This window comes from Ewingella sp. AOP9-I1-14, from assembly GCF_052375995.1.
Lineage (GTDB): Bacteria > Pseudomonadota > Gammaproteobacteria > Enterobacterales > Enterobacteriaceae > Ewingella > Ewingella allii.
This window is the reverse complement of the sequence record NZ_JBQSVA010000002.1, coordinates 426611-444913: the sequence shown is the minus strand read 5'-3', so window position 1 is coordinate 444913 and position 18303 is coordinate 426611. Positions and strand designations below refer to the sequence as shown.

12 protein-coding genes are annotated in these 18303 nt (G+C 52.1%); 7 read left to right on the top strand and 5 right to left on the bottom strand.

Going from position 1 to position 18303, the window contains the following annotated elements; all coding sequences use genetic code 11:
* Positions 1–102 precede the first annotated feature (102 nt).
* Genes cmoM through mukB form a run of 4 tightly spaced genes read left to right on the top strand, consistent with a single transcriptional unit; the run spans position 103 to position 7361 of the window.
* A complete protein-coding gene (gene cmoM / locus ACT3RT_RS07240) occupies positions 103–888 on the top strand; it encodes a tRNA uridine 5-oxyacetic acid(34) methyltransferase CmoM (protein WP_353501556.1) in 786 nt (261 codons plus the stop codon).
* Positions 885–2207, top strand: a complete 1323-nt coding sequence (gene mukF, locus ACT3RT_RS07235; RefSeq protein ID WP_034789221.1) for a chromosome partition protein MukF — start codon at positions 885–887, stop codon at positions 2205–2207. The genes cmoM and mukF overlap by 4 nt, the downstream gene beginning before the upstream one ends.
* Positions 2188–2916 carry a chromosome partition protein MukE gene (gene mukE, locus ACT3RT_RS07230; protein ID WP_034789231.1) on the top strand — a complete coding sequence of 243 codons (729 nt, stop codon included), beginning with the start codon at positions 2188–2190 and terminating at the stop codon, positions 2914–2916. Before mukF ends, mukE begins: the two co-directional genes overlap by 20 nt.
* Positions 2913–7361 carry a chromosome partition protein MukB gene (mukB, locus tag ACT3RT_RS07225; RefSeq protein WP_353501557.1) on the top strand — a complete coding sequence of 1483 codons (4449 nt, stop codon included), beginning with the start codon at positions 2913–2915 and terminating at the stop codon, positions 7359–7361. Before mukE ends, mukB begins: the two co-directional genes overlap by 4 nt.
* An 89-nt stretch (positions 7362–7450) precedes the next feature.
* Here mukB and ACT3RT_RS07220 read toward each other — a convergent pair whose 3' ends face one another.
* Positions 7451–8461: a glycosyltransferase family 9 protein gene (locus ACT3RT_RS07220; protein ID WP_353501558.1), complete on the bottom strand. Its 1011-nt coding sequence runs from the start codon at positions 8459–8461 to the stop codon at positions 7451–7453.
* A gap of 413 nt (positions 8462–8874) precedes the next feature.
* On the opposite strand from ACT3RT_RS07220, the gene ldtD reads away from it, so the two are divergent.
* From ldtD to ACT3RT_RS07205, 3 genes are all read left to right on the top strand, one after another.
* A complete protein-coding gene (gene ldtD / locus ACT3RT_RS07215) occupies positions 8875–10725 on the top strand; it encodes a L,D-transpeptidase (protein ID WP_496199681.1) in 1851 nt (616 codons plus the stop codon).
* Positions 10726–10903: 178 nt separating this feature from the next.
* Complete coding sequence (locus ACT3RT_RS07210) at positions 10904–11452, top strand: peptidoglycan L,D-endopeptidase MepK (RefSeq protein ID WP_353501560.1); 549 nt, start codon at positions 10904–10906, stop codon at positions 11450–11452.
* A gap of 84 nt (positions 11453–11536) precedes the next feature.
* On the top strand, positions 11537–12184 hold the full coding sequence (locus ACT3RT_RS07205) for an MBL fold metallo-hydrolase (RefSeq protein WP_353501561.1): 648 nt from the start codon (positions 11537–11539) through the stop codon (positions 12182–12184).
* 91 nt (positions 12185–12275) lie between these two features.
* On the opposite strand, the gene ACT3RT_RS07200 is transcribed toward ACT3RT_RS07205, so the two are convergent.
* The 4 genes from ACT3RT_RS07200 to pncB all read right to left on the bottom strand — a co-directional run bounded on the left by ACT3RT_RS07200 (position 12276) and on the right by pncB (position 18045).
* Entirely contained in the window at positions 12276–13466 is a 1191-nt protein-coding gene (locus ACT3RT_RS07200) for an amino acid aminotransferase (protein WP_496202743.1), read from the bottom strand.
* A gap of 234 nt (positions 13467–13700) precedes the next feature.
* Positions 13701–14846, bottom strand: coding sequence for a porin OmpC (ompC, locus tag ACT3RT_RS07195; protein WP_353501563.1), 1146 nt, complete (start codon positions 14844–14846; stop codon positions 13701–13703).
* 302 nt (positions 14847–15148) lie between these two features.
* On the bottom strand, positions 15149–16549 hold the full coding sequence (gene asnS / locus ACT3RT_RS07190) for an asparagine--tRNA ligase (RefSeq protein ID WP_496202742.1): 1401 nt from the start codon (positions 16547–16549) through the stop codon (positions 15149–15151).
* A 290-nt stretch (positions 16550–16839) separates the two neighbouring features.
* The gene (gene pncB / locus ACT3RT_RS07185; RefSeq protein WP_353501564.1) at positions 16840–18045 is read right to left on the bottom strand and encodes a nicotinate phosphoribosyltransferase; all 1206 of its coding nucleotides are present in this window, start codon (positions 18043–18045) and stop codon (positions 16840–16842) included.
* Positions 18046–18303: the final 258 nt, after the last annotated feature.

Sequence of the window (18303 nt, the reverse complement as noted above, 5' to 3'; positions counted from 1 at the left end):
TCAGCCTGTGCCAAAATAGCAGGCGCGGCCGTCCCGCAATGCTCAGTATTTCGGTTATGATTTCATTCAACAAAATGCGCTATCAGGAACAGGTATCATTTCATGCAGGATCGTAATTTCGACGATATCGCCGAAAAGTTCTCACGCAATATTTACGGTACGACCAAAGGTCGTATTCGTCAGGCCGTGCTGGGACAAGATCTTCGCGAACTGATCGCCACGCTCCCCCAGAGGCCGCTGCGCATTCTGGATGCCGGGGGCGGCGAAGGGCAGATGGCGTGCGAACTCGCCGCTTTGGGACATCAGGTCTTGTTGTGCGATCTCTCTGGTGAGATGATCCGCCGCGCCAAAGCGGCCGCCGAGGAAAAAGGTGTGAGCGACAACATGCAATTTGTACAATGTCCTGCTCAGAACGTCGCTCAGCATTTGGAACAGCCTGTTGATCTGATATTGTTTCACGCGGTGATTGAATGGCTGGCAGAACCTCAACAGGCGCTGCAGGCATTAACCGATTGTTTGGCGCCGGGTGGTGCCTTGTCGCTAATGTTTTACAATATCCATGGTCTGGTGATGCGTCACATGATCTTGGGTAACTTCGGTCACGTCGAAGCAGGCGTGCCAAAAATTAAAAAAAGCTCGCTGTTGCCGGATCATCCTCTGGAACCTCAACAAGTTTATGCATGGCTTGATGCGTTGGGGATGGTGATCACGGGCAAAACCGGTGTTCGCGTTTTCCATGATTACTTGCGTAACCGGCAACAACATAAACAGGATTTCGACGAGCTTCTGGCGCTGGAACAGCGTTATTGCCGACAGGAACCTTTTGTTAGTTTGGGACGTTACATCCACGTGATGGCGCACAAACCCAATCTGAAGGACGAATCATGAGTGAATTTTCCCAGACTGTACCCGAACTGGTCGCCTGGGCGCGCAAAAATGACTTCTCCATTTCTCTGCCTACCGAACGTCTGGCCTTTCTGCTGGCAATCGCCACACTGAACGGTGAGCGTCTGGACGGTGAAATGAGTGAGGGTGAGCTGGTCGATGCTTTTCGCCACGTAAGCAAAGGCTTCGAGCAAACTCACGAAACGGTCACCGTGCGCGCCAACAACGCCATTAATGACATGGTGCGTCAGCGTTTACTCAATCGTTTTGTCAGTGAACTGGCTGACGGCAATGCCATTTATCGCTTAACGCCGCTGGGCATTGGCATCACCGACTACTATATTCGCCAACGTGAATTCTCGACGCTGCGCCTCTCCATGCAGCTGTCCATCGTGGCCCAAGAGCTTAAGCGCGCCGCGGATGCCGCCGAAGAGGGCGGTGATGAGTTCCATTGGCATCGCAATGTTTTCGCGCCATTGAAATACTCCGTGGCGGAGATTTTTGACAGTATCGACATGACGCAGCGCATCATGGACGAGCAGCAGCAGGGCGTGAAAGACGATATCGCCGCGCTGTTAAACAAAGATTGGCGCGCGGCCATTTCCAGCTGTGAAATGCTGCTGTCCGAAACCTCAGGTACGCTGCGTGAATTACAGGATACGCTAGAGGCCGCGGGCGACCTGCTGCAAGCGCACTTACTGCGGATTCAGGACTCGACCATGGGCGAAAGCGAACTGAGCTTCGTCGATAAGTTAGTCTTTGATTTGCAAAGCAAGCTTGACCGCATTACCAGCTGGGGCCAGCAAGCGATTGACCTGTGGATCGGTTATGACCGTCATGTTCACAAATTTATTCGTACCGCGATCGATATGGATAAAAACCGCGTCTTTGCTCAGCGTCTTCGCCAGTCCGTCCAAAATTACTTCGACAATCCGTGGACGTTAACCTTTGCGAATGCAGAGCGTTTACTGGACATGCGTGATGAAGAGCTGGCGCTGCGCAGTGAAGAGGTGACCGGTGAACTTCCGCCGGACCTGGAATATGAAGAATTTAGTGAAATACGTGAGCAGCTTGCCGCAATGATTGAGCAAGCGCTGCAAGTGTATCAACAACAGAAGACGCCGCTTAATCTGGGGACCGTGATGCGCGATTACCTTGAACAGTACCCGCGCGCGCGGCATTTTGACGTAGCGCGAATTGTGGTCGACCAGGCTGTACGCCTTGGTGTGGCTGAAGCAGATTTTTCAGGGTTGCCAGCCGAATGGCAGGCAATCAATGATTTCGGAGCCAAGGTGCAGGCCCATGTCATCGACAAATATTGAACACATAATGCCAGCTAAGCTGGCGCAAGCGTTGGCAAATTCCGTATTTCCTGCTCTGGACAGTCAGCTGCGTTCTGGCCGTCACATTGGCATTGACGAATTGGATAACCACGCTTTCCTGATGGACTATCAGGAAGAACTCGAGCTGTTTTATAGCCGCTACAGCGTTGAATTGATCCGCGCGCCGGAAGGTTTCTTCTACCTGCGCCCGCGTTCCACCACGCTTATCCCGCGTTCGGTGCTTTCCGAGCTGGACATGATGGTAGGGAAAATTCTCTGCTATCTGTACCTCAGCCCGGAGCGTCTGGCGCATGAAGGCATTTTCACCCAGCAGGAACTTTATGATGAGCTGCTCAGCCTTGCCGATGAAAGCAAGCTGCTGAAATACGTCAATCAGCGTTCTACCGGCTCTGACCTTGATCGCCAGAAGCTGCAAGAGAAAGTCAGAACCTCGCTGAACCGCCTGCGCCGCTTGGGCATGGTGTGGTTTATGGGTGCCGACAGCAGTAAATTCCGCATTACCGAAGCCGTGTTCCGCTTCGGGGCAGATGTACGCAGTGGCGATGACGCCCGCGAAGCGCAGTTGCGAATGATCCGCGACGGTGAAGCAATGCCAATTGAAAGCGCGTTATCGCTGAATGACGAAAACGAAGACAGCGAATCGCCAACCGAACAAGGGCATGACAGCGCAGAGGACGAACAGGAATGATTGAACGCGGTAAATTTCGCTCACTAACGCTGGTTAACTGGAACGGCTTCTTTGCGCGTACTTTTGACCTTGATGCTTTGGTTACCACGCTATCGGGCGGCAACGGGGCGGGGAAATCGACCACCATGGCGGCCTTCGTTACGGCGCTGATCCCTGACTTAACCTTGCTGCACTTCCGTAACACCACCGAAGCGGGTGCGACCTCCGGCTCTCGTGATAAAGGTCTGCACGGCAAGCTGCGCGCCGGTGTCTGCTATTCCACCCTCGACGTGGTGAACTCGCGCCATCAGCGGGTGATCGTCGGCGTACGTTTGCAGCAGGTTGCCGGCCGTGACCGTAAAGTGGATATCAAACCTTTCACCATTCAAGGTCTCCCTACTGCGATTCAGCCTACAGAGATTTTGACCCAGACCGTGGGCGACCGTCAGGCGCGCGTGCTGTCGCTGCAAGAGCTAAAAGACAGCGTCGAAGCGATGGAAGGGGTGCAGTTCAAGCAGTTCAACTCGATCACTGACTATCACTCGCTGATGTTCGATCTGGGCGTGATCCCGCGCCGTCTGCGCACCGCGTCCGATCGCAGCAAGTTCTATCGCCTGATTGAAGCCTCGCTGTACGGCGGGATTTCCAGCGCCATCACCCGCTCTCTGCGCGACTACCTGTTGCCAGAAAACAGCGGCGTGCGCAAAGCCTTCCAAGACATGGAAGCGGCCCTGCGCGAGAACCGCATGACGCTGGAAGCTATCCGCGTTACCCAGTCCGACCGCGACCTGTTCAAACACCTGATCTCCGAGGCCACCTCTTACGTTGCCGCCGACTATATGCGCCATGCCAACGAGCGACGCATTCATCTCGACGGTGCCTTGGTGCTGCGCAACGACTTGCTGACCAGCCGCAAACAGCTCTCCAGCGAGCAGTATCGCCATGTTGAAATGGCCCGCGAGTTGGCCGAGCAGAGCGGCTCGCAAAGTGATTTAGAAACTGACTATCAGGCGGCCAGTGACCACCTGAGTCTGGTGCAGACGGCGATGCGTCAGCAGGAAAAAATCGAGCGCTATGAGAGCGACCTCGAAGAGCTGACTTATCGTCTCGAAGAACAAAATGAAGTGGTGGCCGAAGCCAGCGAGCTGCACGCCGAGCACGAAGCCCGCGCCGAAGCCGCTGAGATTGAAGTGGATGAGCTGAAGAGCCAGCTGGCGGATTACCAGCAAGCGCTCGACGTGCAGCAAACCCGCGCCATTCAGTACCAGCAGGCGCTGCACGCCCTTGAGCGCGCGCGCGAGCTGTGCCAAATCCCTGACCTGTCGAGCCAGAACAGCGAAGAGTGGCTGGAAACCTTCCAAAGCAAAGAGCAGGAAGCCACAGATATCCTGCTGATGCTCGAGCAGAAGATGAGCGTGGCCGACGCGGCGCACAGCCAGTTCGAAAACGCCTATCAGCTGGTGGTGAAAATCGCCGGTGAAGTGAGCCGCAGCGAAGCCTGGCAAACCGCGCGTGAACTGTTGCGCGACTGGTCTTCTCAACAGCACCAGGCCGAGCGCGTAGAGCCACTGCGCATGCGCCTGTCCGAGCTTGAAGGCCGCCTGCGCGAGCAGCAAGACGCCGAGCGCCAATTGCAGGAGTTCTGCAAACGTTCGGGTCAGGATGTTCATCCTGAAGATTTAGACGAGCTTCAGCGCGAGCTGGAAGTACAGATTGAAGAGCTGTCTGGTGTGGTTTCCCAAGCCGGCGAGCGCCGCATGGAGATGCGCCAAGAGCTTGAGCGCGTTCAGGCCCGTATTCGTGAGCTGACCGCCCGTGCACCGGTGTGGTTGGCGGCGCAAGAGGCGCTGAGCCAGCTGAGCGAGCAGAGCAAAGAGCCGCTGGAAAGTAGCCAGCAGGTTACTGAGTACATGCAGCAGATGCTGGAAAGCGAGCGCGAAACCACGGTTGAGCGCGACGAAGTGGCTTCGCGCAAAAAACGCATTGAAGGGCAAATAACGCGCCTTAGCCAGCCAAGCGGTGCGGAAGATTCGCGCATGATTGCCCTGGCTGAGCGTTTTGGCGGCGTGTTGCTTTCTGAGATTTATGACGACGTTACCATTGATGACGCGCCTTATTTCTCCGCGCTTTACGGGCCTTCCCGCCATGCCATCGTGGTGCCAGATCTCTCTCTGATCCGCGACCAGCTTGACGGCTTGGACGACTGCCCAGAAGACCTTTATCTGATTGAAGGGGACCCGCAGTCCTTCGATGACAGCGTGTTTGCCGTCGAAGAGATGCAGGGCGCGGTGCTGGTCAAAACCGGCGACCGCCAGTGGCGTTATTCCCACTTCCCGCAGGTGCCTCTGTTCGGCCGCGCGGCACGTGAGAATCGCCTCGAGACTTTACATAAAGAGCGCGAAACTCTGTCTGAGCGTTATGCGACCTTGTCGTTTGACGTACAGAAGATTCAGCGTGTGCATCAGGCCTTCAGTCGCTTCATCGGCAGTCACTTGGCGGTGGCGTTTGATGCCGACCCGGAAGCCGAGATCCGCACTCTCAGCGGGCGTCGCGGTGAGCTGGAGCGCGCCCTGAACTCTCATGAAGGGGCCAACCAGCAGCAGCGCCAGCAGTATGAACAGGCAAAAGAATCCGTTGCCATGCTCAACAAGCTGCTACCGCGCGTGGGCCTGCTGTGTGATGAAACCCTGATCGACCGGGTTGAAGAGATCCGTGAAGAGCTGGAAGAAGCGCAGGATTCTGCCCGCTTTATTCAGCAACACGGCGCGTCTCTCACCAAGCTGGAGCCGCTGGTTTCTGTGCTGCAAAGTGACCCTGAGCAGCACGACCAGTTAAAAGAGGATTACGCGCAGGCCCAGCACGCGCAGCGATTGGCTAAGCAGCAGGCCTTCTCGCTGACCGAAGTGGTTCAGCGTCGTGCGCACTTCGGCTATACCGATTCAGCGGGCATGCTGACTGAAAACTCTGATTTGAATGACAAGCTGCGTCAGCGCCTTGAACATGCCGAGGCTGAGCGTACCCGTGCCCGTGAGCAGATGCGTCAACATCAGGCACAGTACGCCCAGTACAACCAAGTGTTGGCGTCGCTGAAAAGCTCATTCGATGCTAAGCGCGATATGCTCAAAGAGCTGGGGCAAGAGCTGCAGGATATCGGCGTGCAGGCTGACGCTAACGCCGAAGCCCGCGCCAAGACCCGTCGTGACGAGCTGCATGCCGCGCTGAGCACCAACCGCGCTCGCTGTAACCAGCTGGAAAAACAGATCACCTTCTGCGAAGCCGAAATGGATAACTTGCAGAAGAAACTGCGCAAGCTTGAGCGTGATTATCACCAGAGCCGCGAGCACGTGGTCACCGCGAAGGCGGGTTGGTGTGCGGTGATGCGTTTGGTGAAAGACAATGGCGTCGAGCGTCGTCTGCACCGCCGCGAGCTGGCCTATATGGACGGCGACGAGCTGCGTTCCATGTCGGATAAATCACTGGGCGCGCTGCGCCTGGCGGTGGCTGACAACGAGCATTTGCGCGACGTTCTGCGTCTTTCCGAAGATCCAAAACGCCCTGAGCGCAAAATTCAGTTCTACATCGCGGTCTATCAGCATCTGCGCGAGCGCATTCGTCAGGATATTATTCGCACCGACGACCCGGTTGAAGCTATCGAACAGATGGAAATCGAGCTGGGGCGTCTGACGGAAGAGCTGACCGCGCGTGAGCAGCAGCTGGCGATCAGCTCGAAGAGCGTGGCGAACATTATTCGCAAAACCATTCAGCGTGAGCAGAACCGTATTCGCATGCTCAACCAAGGGCTACAGGCCGTGGCCTTCGGTCAGGTTAAGAGTGTGCGTCTTAACGTTAACGTTCGCGAAGCACATGCGGGCCTGCTGGACGTGCTCTCCGAGCAGCAAGATCAGCATCAGGACCTGTTTAGCAGCAACCGTCTAACCTTCTCTGAAGCACTGGCGAAACTCTATCAGCGCCTGAATCCGCAGATCGACATGGGCCAGCGTACGCCACAAACCATCGGCGAGGAGTTACTGGATTATCGTAACTATCTCGAAATGGAAGTGGAGGTTAACCGTGGTTCTGACGGCTGGTTGCGTGCGGAGAGCGGGGCGCTGTCCACCGGTGAGGCTATCGGTACCGGTATGTCGATTCTGGTGATGGTGGTGCAGAGCTGGGAAGAAGAGTCGAGCCGCATGCGCGGTAAAGACATTTCGCCTTGCCGCCTGCTGTTCCTCGATGAAGCGGCGCGTCTAGATGCGAAATCTATCGCCACCTTGTTTGAACTCTGCGACCGTCTTGAGATGCAGCTGATTATCGCCGCACCTGAAAACATCAGTCCAGAGAAGGGCACAACCTATAAGCTGGTGCGTAAAGTGTTCAACAACCATGAACACGTGCACGTGGTGGGTCTACGCGGCTTCGCCGCCGAGCTACCAGCCACTGTAGATGCTGAAGTGGAAAACGGCTGATAACTGCTGGATTCTGCGCATAAAAAAAGCCCCGTTTATGGGGCTTTTTTACGTTTAGGCGATAGCCTAATTTAATGACCCATGGATTATCAGGCCATAGACAACACTTTTTCACGCAATTGAGTGAATTGGCTAAACACATTGTCCACATCAACCAGCCCGACATCTTCTGACGGAGCCTTGATGATGGCGCAAGGGACTTGCCATGGAGCCCAGTATTTGGTGTCACTATTACCGTACAACGCAACAACGGGTTTATGTACGCCCGCGGCAATGTGCAGTGCGCCACCATCACTGGTAATAATTTGATCGCAAAGTGACATTGCTGCCATCAGCTCGCGGATGTTGGTGGTCGGCAACGCTACTAAAGGAATATCGGCGCAGGCCTCAATCACCTGTTTGGCTTTGTTGTCATCACCAGGGTGTTCAGGATTATCTTCTGCGCCAGGAGACCAGAAAAGCACCAATTTACAATCTTCACGTGCCGCCAAACGATGGGCCAATTCAATGAATTTCTCTGCCTGCCATCGCTGTTTAGGTTTTCGAGAGCTAATTTGTAAACCGTAAATAGGTTTATCTCTGATAATTTTGAATTTTTCAGCACACTGATTAACTTCATTCTCAGAGACGTATAATTCGAGAGGCCCTGGAACTTCATTAATACCCAGAGGTGTTAATAATGTATTGAGTAATTCAACAATATGTAAGCCTTCTGTATGCGGCAGGCAATCGGTAACCACTTTCTTAGGGGTATTTCCTATAGCGATTATTCTTTTTGCGCCGGAAAGCTTTGCCCATTTGAGAGAGTGTTTGTCAGTGCTAGCAATCAAGACAACATCGTAGCGCGATGAGCGCACGGCGAAAATGGTTTTAATTCTTTGAAAGTAAACGCTTAGTAGGCTTTGCCCGGCTTTTCTATGGTGAGACTTACAATATAGATGAACGTTACTGATGTGAGGGTTGCCTACCAATACATCCTTATTGTAAGTATTTACCAGTAAATCGAGAGTATTTGCCTTGTGTTTAGTAAGGTTCGCAATGAGAGGTGTCGTTAGAATCAGGTCACCAATATTATCGCGTCTAATGAGTAAAATTTTCATATAAATAATTTAGTTAAAATATCAGTGGCTATCCTAGTTTTTGGCCTTTAAATAATCAAGCTTAATTATGAACGTTTTATTGAGCCAAGATAACTAATATTTACTTTGAGTTTATGGGGTTAAGAAAGTTCACACTTGCAATTTTATGGGGAGCCATCGCAAGGGAAAGTTGCCGTTTTCGGTAAGTTGTGGATTTTTCACCCATAAAGACATCTTTTGTAGCAGTTAGCTTAAAGATTATCCTTGGGCGGCACTTTATTTCATCCTCGTGCTAGCTTAGAGTCTTCACTGCACGCGAGGTGCTATTGTGTTGAGATCTCGCGCAAAAAAAGAATTATGTTTATATACTTAAACCATGGGTTTTTTGCTTGAATTTATCGGGTTTGATTTGGGCATATTAAGGGAGGCAAGGGATGATGTTTACGAGTCAAGGGTCTCTCAGATTTCTGGCAGCCAGCTGTCTTATCGCATTGGGATTAGCGCCGCTACAGGCTGCATTCGCGGCAGTGCCGACACTTTCGGTGCGTTCGGCGACGCTTTCTAGCGTCCAAAGCCTTAGCCAACTGCAGGCTGAGTTGCCAAAAGGGGTTAAGCCGCTTTATCTATCCTCTCTTTCATCTCTTTACGCCGCTAATCATATGCAGCCAATGTGGGAAGACAGGGACACCGTCCATCAATTCCAGCAGCAATTAGCAGAGCTGGCCCTCTCGGGCATTCAACCGCAGTTCACTCAGTGGGTAAAGTGGCTAACTGATCCGCAGGTTACCGGAATGGCGCGAGATATTGTGCTGTCTGATGCGATGCTGGGGTATTTGCAATTTGTGAGCGGCGTCGAGGCGAACGGTGATAATTGGCTGTATAGCGCCACGCCTTACAAAATGACCACGCCGCCGCTGACAGTGATCAATCAATGGCAGTTGGCGCTGCGCAAGGGCACCACGGCAGGTTATATGGCGACCTTAACGCCACAGCATCCACTGTATGCCAAAATGCACGCCGCGCTGAGAACCATGCTGGCAGATAACCACCCATGGCCACAGGTCACTAACGCCGCCAGTTTACGGCCAGGGCAAATCAGTGATGATATCCCGGCATTGCGCGAGATCCTCAGTCGCACCGGCATGATGACCGCCAGCCCGGCTGAGGCCAAATCGCCAAAGCCTACGGATGAAACCATCGCCAAAGATGGTCCGGGCGCCGCGGCGAATGATGACCTGTCGGTTGATGAAACTGCCGATAAATCAGTTCAGCAATCCCCGGTAGTCAGTCCGGCAGCAACCTCGGTGACGGATGTATTGCCATCGGTGACGCCAGCGGGGCAGTCCGCAGCGCCGACGCCGGTTGCCGTAGCCGATAACCAGTACTCACCAGAACTGGTCGAGGCGGTAAAACGCTTCCAGAAATGGCAGGGGCTTGAGGCCGATGGCATTATCGGTACCCGAACTCGCGAATGGCTGAACGCCTCGCCACGCCTGCGTGCGACGCTGCTGGCGCTGAATATCCAGCGGCTGCGTATTTTGCCGGGTAATGTGAATACCGGCATTATGGTGAATATTCCTAACTATCAGCTGACTTATTACCTCAACGGCAGCGAGGTTTTGTCTTCACGTGTGATTGTTGGCCGACCAAGTCGCAAAACGCCGTTAATGAGCAGTGCGTTGAACAATGTGGTGGTTAACCCGCCGTGGAACGTGCCGACAACGCTGGTGCGGGAAGATATTGTGCCTAAGGCGATGCGCGATAGCGGCTATTTCCAGAAACATGGCTATACCGTGCTGTCTGGCTGGAATAATGATGCGGAAGTGATCGACCCGACGATGATTGACTGGAGCGTCGTGTCGCCGAATCATTTCCCGTATCGAATTCGTCAGGCACCCGGGGCGACCAACTCGCTGGGACGTTACAAATTTAATATGCCGAGCTCGGATGCCATCTATTTGCATGACACGCCTAACCACGGGTTATTCCAGAAGGATATTCGTGCTCTGAGTTCAGGTTGTGTCCGTGTGAATAAAGCGTCTGAGCTGGCGAATATGCTCTTGCAGGATGCTGGTTGGAATGACACGCGTATCTCGTCCACGCTGCAGGGCGGGAATACGACCTTTGTGCCTATTCGTCACCGTATACCAGTAAAACTGTTTTACTTGACGGCATGGGTTGCAGAGGACGGTAAGCCGCAATTCCGCACAGATATTTACAATTATGATTCCCCAGTGAGATCTGGCGCGCAAATTTTGCCACAGGCAGAAATTTTGTTGCAATAAATGCAGTAAAACTAAAATGATAGCGGTCAGAGTAATTGGCCTGATAGCGGGAATAGTGGCCACACTATTCCCGCTATGCTTTATACAACGAGTTGACTCACTGAAATAAGGCGGTTAAGGTTCGGAAGGGCTCAATTTTGCGCCTACTTTGACTCTCTTATCGGGTAATAAACTGTTCATGGACCAAATCGACAAACATCGCCGTAAATGGCTGGCACTTGGCGGTGCCGCTGTGGGCATAGCACTTCTTCCTGGACGCGCTTTTGCCACTCTTTCCACTCCTCGTCCGCGTATTTTAGTGGTTAACAACATAAATACCGGTGAGACCCTCAAAACCGAGTTTTTTGATGGAAAGCGTTACAACAAGGATGAGTTGGCAAGATTGAACCACTTGTTCAGAGATTACCGTGCCGAGCAAGTTAAGAGTATTGACCCCGCCTTATTTGACCATCTCTATCGTTTACAAGTGATGTTGGGCACCAATAAACCGGTCCAGCTCATTTCTGGTTATCGCACCTTGGCCACTAATAACAGCATGCGTAAACCCGGCAGCGGCGTGGCGAAACATAGCTATCACACGCTGGGGCAGGCGATGGACTTCCATATTGCCGGCATAGACTTGAGTAATATTCGCAAAGCCGCGTTAAAAATGAAGATGGGTGGTGTAGGATATTATCCACGTAGCAACTTTGTGCATATCGATACGGGTCCGGCGAGAACCTGGTGATATGTGTAATATGCGGCTTATTGGTTCATGACTTCTTATTTCTTATGAATGAAAAGATGAACAAATAAGCCGCCGTGGAGCCTTATGAAATACCATCTCATTCCTGTCACGGCGTTCAGCCAAAACTGTTCGGTTATTTGGTGTACTGAAACCAATCAGGCAGCCATTGTCGACCCCGGTGGGGAAGCCGAAAAAATCATTGCGGAAGTTTCATCTCTTGGCGTCGATGTTAAGCAAATCTTGCTGACTCATGGTCACCTTGACCATGTGGGGGCCGCGGCGGAACTGGCGCAGCACTATTCGGTACCCATCGTTGGACCACAGAAAGAAGACCTATTCCTGCTGGAATCTCTGCCAACCCAAAGCAGAATGTTTGGGTTAGCCGATTGCGCGCCTCTGGAAACCGATCAATGGTTGGAAGAGGGCGATAAGGTCGCCGTCGGCGAAGAACAACTCTCCGTTTTACACTGTCCGGGCCATACGCCGGGGCATATCGTTTTCATCAATGAGAAAAGCCGTTTAGCCGTGTCTGGCGATGTGATTTTCCGTGGTGGCGTGGGGCGCAGTGACTTCCCGCGTGGCGATCATCAGGCATTGATTCACTCAATTAAAACCAAATTGCTGCCACTGGGTGATGATATAAAATTCATTCCGGGGCACGGCCCAATGTCAGATTTAGGGTTCGAGCGCAAAACGAATCCGTTTTTACAGGATGAATTACCGGTCTGGTAAAGGTGGGGTGAAACCACTCAGGCAGTAATAAGAGTTATAAAAAAAGCCCGCCAGTTGCCTGACGGGCTTTTTAGTTTGCCGAATTCAGTGATTATAAAACGGCAACAATGGCTTCACACAGAGGGGACATATTGTCCAGTGTGATACCTGCGACGTTGATACGGCCAGAGTTCACCGCATATACGCCAAACTCTTCGCGCAGGCGCAGAACCTGATCTTTGGTCAGGCCGCTGAAGGAGAACATACCGTTCTGATTAATAATGAAGCTGAAGTCCTGCTGCGCGCCTTTTTCCTGCAAGGTGGTCACGAACAGCTGACGCATACGGTGAATGCGCTGACGCATATCACTCAGCTCTTGTTCCCAGATAGCACGCAGCGCTTCATTACCAAGAATGGTCGCTACCACTGCCGCACCGTGTGATGGTGGGTTGGAGTAGTTGGCGCGGATCACGGATTTAACCTGACTGAAAGAGCGATCTGCTGTTTCTGCATCGGCGGCGACGAGTGTACATGCACCTACGCGCTCGTTGTACAGGCCGAAGTTTTTAGAGTAGGAGCTGGCAACCAGCAGTTCCGTATGTTTAGCGGCGAAAATACGCAGACCCTGAGCATCTTCTTCCAGACCCTTGGCGAAACCTTGGTAAGCGAAGTCAAACAGCGGCAGCCAGCCGTTAGCCACGGACAGGTCTGCGAGCTGAGTCCACTGGGCCTCTGTTGGGTCGATACCGGTAGGGTTATGGCAGCAGCCGTGGAACAGCACCACGTCGCCCGCTTTAGCTTCGCTCAGGCTTTTCAGCATGCCGTCAAAATCAAGCGCATGGTTTGCTGCGTCATAATAGTTGTATTCCACCACTTCCAGACCAGAAGCGTTGAACACGCCTTTATGATTTGGCCAGCTTGGATTACTGACCCAAACGCGTTTAGCCGAAGTCTGCGTGGCGATAAACTCAGCGGCAATGCGCAGGCCGCCGGTGCCGCCTGGCGTTTGTGCCGTGCGCGCGCGTCTAGCCGCAATGATGGCGCTGTCTTTGCCAAACAACAGCTCTTGGGTGCAGCGTGCGAAGTCTGGCAGGCCGTCGATGCTCAGATAGGTTTTGGTGGTTTCGTTTTCCAGCAGATATTGTTCGGCTTTCTTTACGCTGGTGAGAACCGGAGTTTTACCCGTTTCATCTTTATAGACACCAATCCCCAGATTAATTTTATCTTGGCGATCGTCAGCACGGAAAAGATCGGTAAGACCCAGAATAGGATCGGCAGGAGCAGCAATGATTTTTTCAAACATGTGAAAGACTTCCATGACCTGATATTTAGCAGAAAGAGGGCTCAGGTTACCGCCTCAAAATCAGTTTGCCAACCGTTTGCGGTAAAAAGAAAGCAGAGTTGTGAGGCGGCTGTCGAGATTAATAATTTTGATGATGGAAAAGGCAGGAGATAAGCTGAAAAGCAAAAGGCAGAGCCGAAGCTCTGCCTTTACATTCGCTGGTGAAGCACCCGAAAGTGCTTCGATTAAGCAAGATTAGAACTGGTATTGCAAGCCAACGCCAACAACGTTGTCGGTAGAGATACCGGCAGTTTTGGTGTAGTCGTTGTCGTCCAGCAGGTTGATTTTGTAGTCAACGTAGGTAGACATGTTTTTGTTGAAGTAGTAGTAGGTACCCACTTCAATGTATTTAACCAGGTCAGCATCGCCGCCGCCGAAACCAGTACCCAGAGCGTTCAGGTCCTTACCTTTAGATTGCAGGTAAGCGATGGATGGGCGCAGGCCGAAGTCGAATTGGTACTGTGCAACCACTTCGAAGTTCTGAGTTTTGTTTGCGATGTTGTTGAAGTCACCGCCGTATGGCGTGGTGTTTGTAGATTCGCCGTAGAATGCAGCCAGGTATACGTTGTTAGCATCGTATTTAGTACCCAACGCGTACGCAGAAGCTTTATCACCGTTACCATCACGTTTTTGAGTGTCAGTACGGTTAGAAGAGAAGTAAGCGCCAGTTACGCTAACACCGGAGTTACCGATAGCATAAGCTGTAGATGCGCCCCAGCCGTCGCCGTTCTGGTTTTTAGCAGTGCCTTTATCAACAACGGTGTTGCCGAATGCATCAGTGCTTTCTGCATTACGGTCGTTCTGGTTTTTACCTTGGTACTGAACTGCGAAGCTCAGGCCGTCAACCAGACCGAAGAAGTTGTTGTTACGGTAAGTAGCCAGACCGTTAGCACGACCAATCATGAAGTTGTCGTTGTTCTGGTACATGGTGTCATCACCGAACACTGGCAATTGGTCAGTGTAAGACATTACGTCGTAGATCACGCCGTAGTTACGACCGTAGTCGAATGAACCCCAGTCGCCGAATTTCAGACCCGCGAAGCCCAGACGAGTTTTGTTGCCTTCGTCGCCAGCGCTTTCAGCGTGGTTAGCTTGAACGTTGTATTCCCACTGGCCGTAACCGGTCAGTTGGTCAGTAATTTGAGTTTCGCCTTTGAAGCCGAAACGAACGTAAGTCTGGTCACCATCATCACCGTTGTTCTTAGAGAACTGGTGACGCGCGTCAACTTTACCGTACAGGTCCAGTTTGTTGCCGTCTTTGTTATAAACTTCAGCTGCGTTTGCTGCACCAGCAGCTAACAAAGCTGGGATCACCACTGCAAGAATATTGCGCTTCATCATTTATTATTACCCTCATTGGTTTTATTTGGACACCTGCCACTGCCGTAAATAATTCTTTAGGGAACTATTCTTGAGAGTTTGGTGTCTCCTGTGTCTGAACGCAGTGTTCCATCCGAAGGGGGGTTAATCCACATCGAAAATGCTACCAAACCCCCAAATATGTTTCAGCAGGAAAAAATGTATTACAAAATGTAATTTTTACGGAACTTTGTGACAGGGATCTATCTTTAAAAATGACTAAGGCCAGCGAAGCTGGCCTTATTTGTGTAACTAAAATGTTAATTGGAAAATATTTTAGTTAATTAGAAGGTTGCATTACGTGGTGTACGTGGGAACGGGATCACATCACGAACGTTTTGCACGCCAGTGACATAAGCTACCAGACGTTCGAAGCCTAAGCCGAAACCTGAATGTGGCACGGTGCCGTAGCGACGAAGGTCGCGATACCACCAATAATCTTCTTTATTCAGGCCCATCTCTTCCAAACGAGCATCCAGCATATCTAAACGTTCTTCACGCTGAGAACCGCCGATAATTTCGCCGATGCCTGGTGCTAGCACATCCATAGCTGCAACTGTTTTTCCGTCTTCATTCATTCGCATATAGAATGCTTTGATATCTTTCGGATAGTTTTTAACCACTACAGGCGCTTTAAAGTGTTGCTCTGCAAGATAGCGTTCATGCTCAGAAGAGAGATCGACGCCCCAAGAAACCGGATTTTCGAATTTCTGACCACAATTGATAAGAATTTCTACAGCATCGGTGTAATCCACTTGGGCGAAATCTGATGTTACAAAACGCTGCAGGCGAGAAACAGCATCTTTGTCTACGCGTTCAGCAAAAAACACCATATCGTCCGCTCTTTCGTCCAGAACGGCCTGGAAAACATATTTAAGCATGCTTTCAGCCAGTGCGGCGATGTCATCCAGAGTCGCGAAGGCTACTTCTGGCTCCACCATCCAGAACTCGGCGAGGTGACGGCTGGTATTGGAGTTTTCTGCCCGGAAGGTCGGTCCGAAGGTGTAAACCTTGGACAGGGCGCTGGCGTAGGTTTCGCCGTTCAACTGGCCAGAAACCGTAAGGAACGCTTCTTTACCAAAGAAGTCTTCGCTGAAATCTACTTCGCCTTTATCAGTGCGCGGCAGGTTTTGGAAGTCCAGCGTGGACACGCGGAACATCTCGCCAGCACCTTCGGTATCGGACGCGGTGATCAGTGGAGTCGACACCCAGAAATAACCATTTTCGTGATAGAAACGGTGAATCGCTTGGGACAGGGTATTACGCACGCGAGCCACGGCGCCAATCAGGTTGGTGCGCGGGCGCAGGTGAGCCACTTCACGCAGATATTCAATGCTGTGGCGTTTAGCCGCCATCGGGTAAGTGTCCGGGTCATCGACCCAGCCAACCACCTTAATGGCCGTTGCTTGCAGCTCAAAACTCTGGCCTTCGCCAGGAGAGGCAACAACGGTGCCGGTCACTTCAACTGAACAACCGGTGGTCAGGCGCAGAACCTCATCCTGATAATTTGGAAGAGAATTATTCACAACGGCCTGTAACGGATTAAAGCAGGAACCGTCATAAACGGCGACGAAGGAGATGCCAGCTTTAGAATCTCTCCGGGTACGTACCCAACCGCGTACGGTGACTTCACTGTCAACCGCAGCACGGCCTTGCAGTACGTCGACTACAGGCACAACGCTCATAGGTTTCTCTCTTTCTTATAAATTCAGATGGTGATTCAGAAATAATGGACACCCTTTAAAAAGGGATTTTGCTATGTTACTTAGCCTTTCTCAGGACACAAGCAGAAATCACCTTCGCCAGACAACATTTGTCCGCCAAACCGGTGGCGGGATCAGTTGCATCAAGCTGATGAGTGGCAAGTAAGCAAAAGCAAATAATAGCTATATAAAGGAAGAAAAAGTCTAAAGGGGGCGGAAGGGCAGAACTGGGGGAGGAAATTACGCCGCCGGTATGGCCGACGGCGTTTTGATCAGGAAGCTTTTTTCACCAGCGGCAAATCAAAAGCTTTGCGTAAGGCTTTAACGAAGGCTTTGTCCTGACAGATGGTTTTGCCCGGACTATCTGAAAGCTTAGCCACCGGCTTACCGTTACACTGCACCAGCTTGATGACTATGTTCAGCGGCTTCACCTCAGGAATATTACAGGTGAGGCGCGTACCGATACCAAACACCAAATTCACCCGAGTGTGGAAGTGGCGGTAGAGGTCCAACGCTTTATCCAAGTCGAGATTGTCTGAGAACACCAGCGTCTTGGTCATCGGGTCGATACCCAGCTTTTGATAATGGGCGATCGCTTTCTCACCCCATTCAACCGGGTCCCCTGAATCATGGCGCAAACCTTCATAGGCATTGGCGAACTTCGGACCGAAATCGCGCAAGAAGGCGTCCATAGTGATGCAGTCGGTTAAGGCGATACCCAGCTGATTTGGATACTCATCCAGCCAGGCCTGCAACGCGGCGCGTTGGCTATTAGCCAGCACCGGACTAATTTGCTGATGCGCCTGGAACCACTCGTGGGCTTGGGTGCCGACCGGAGATAATTTCAGCTGGTGCGCCAAATCATAGTTGCTGGTGCCGACTAAGTACGGGAATTCCTCTTTCAGCGTGCTGACAATGGCGCGCTGCACTTCGCCGGTAAAACGACGGCGGGTGCCGAAGTCCATCAGGCGGAAGCGAGAAATATCGACGTCGGCGGCTTCTTCTTTGAAGCGTGCCAGATTCTTACGTAGCTGGTCGATGGCCATTTGGGCCGTGACCTGCGGCGAACGCTGGCGATGTACCACTTCGCTTATCACGGCGAGCAGCGGCACTTCCCACATGATCACTTCGCGCCATGGACCGGCGATGCGCACGTGCAAATGCCCGTCGCGGTCGGAAACCGTGACATGCTCTGGGTTATAGCGGAAAGTTTTCAGCCAGTTAAGGTAATCGTTGCTGAAGAACGGCAGGCCGGACAGATAAGTAAATTCCTCATCGGTCAGGGCCAGTTGGCTCATCATCTCGATTTGTTGACGGATTTCGCTGGCGTATTCGCCCAGCAGCTCATCACCACGGCAGCGGAATTCTGCGACCACGCTAATATTGTGGTAGCGATGGTAGACCGCTTGCTGCATATGAAGCTTGTAGGCATCGGTATCTAGCAGCGAAGTCAAAATCGGGGAGGCGTATGGAGTCATAGCGCGTTTACAGCATCCTCGTCAGAAAGGGTCGTCGGCAATCACCGTTACATTACATAGGTAGGCAGTTTGCCTGTACACAACCATTCCAGATAAAAAAGCGTTCTGGATAAAACAGCAAAGTCTGTGAAGTATACCGTAATATCCTGCGAAAGAACCCACATCACATCATAATTGTCCGCGATGGGTCGAGGATTAAATGTGCGCTTCCGCCCACAAAGGCTCTTTCTGTTAACTATTTTGCAAGGCGAAATGCCA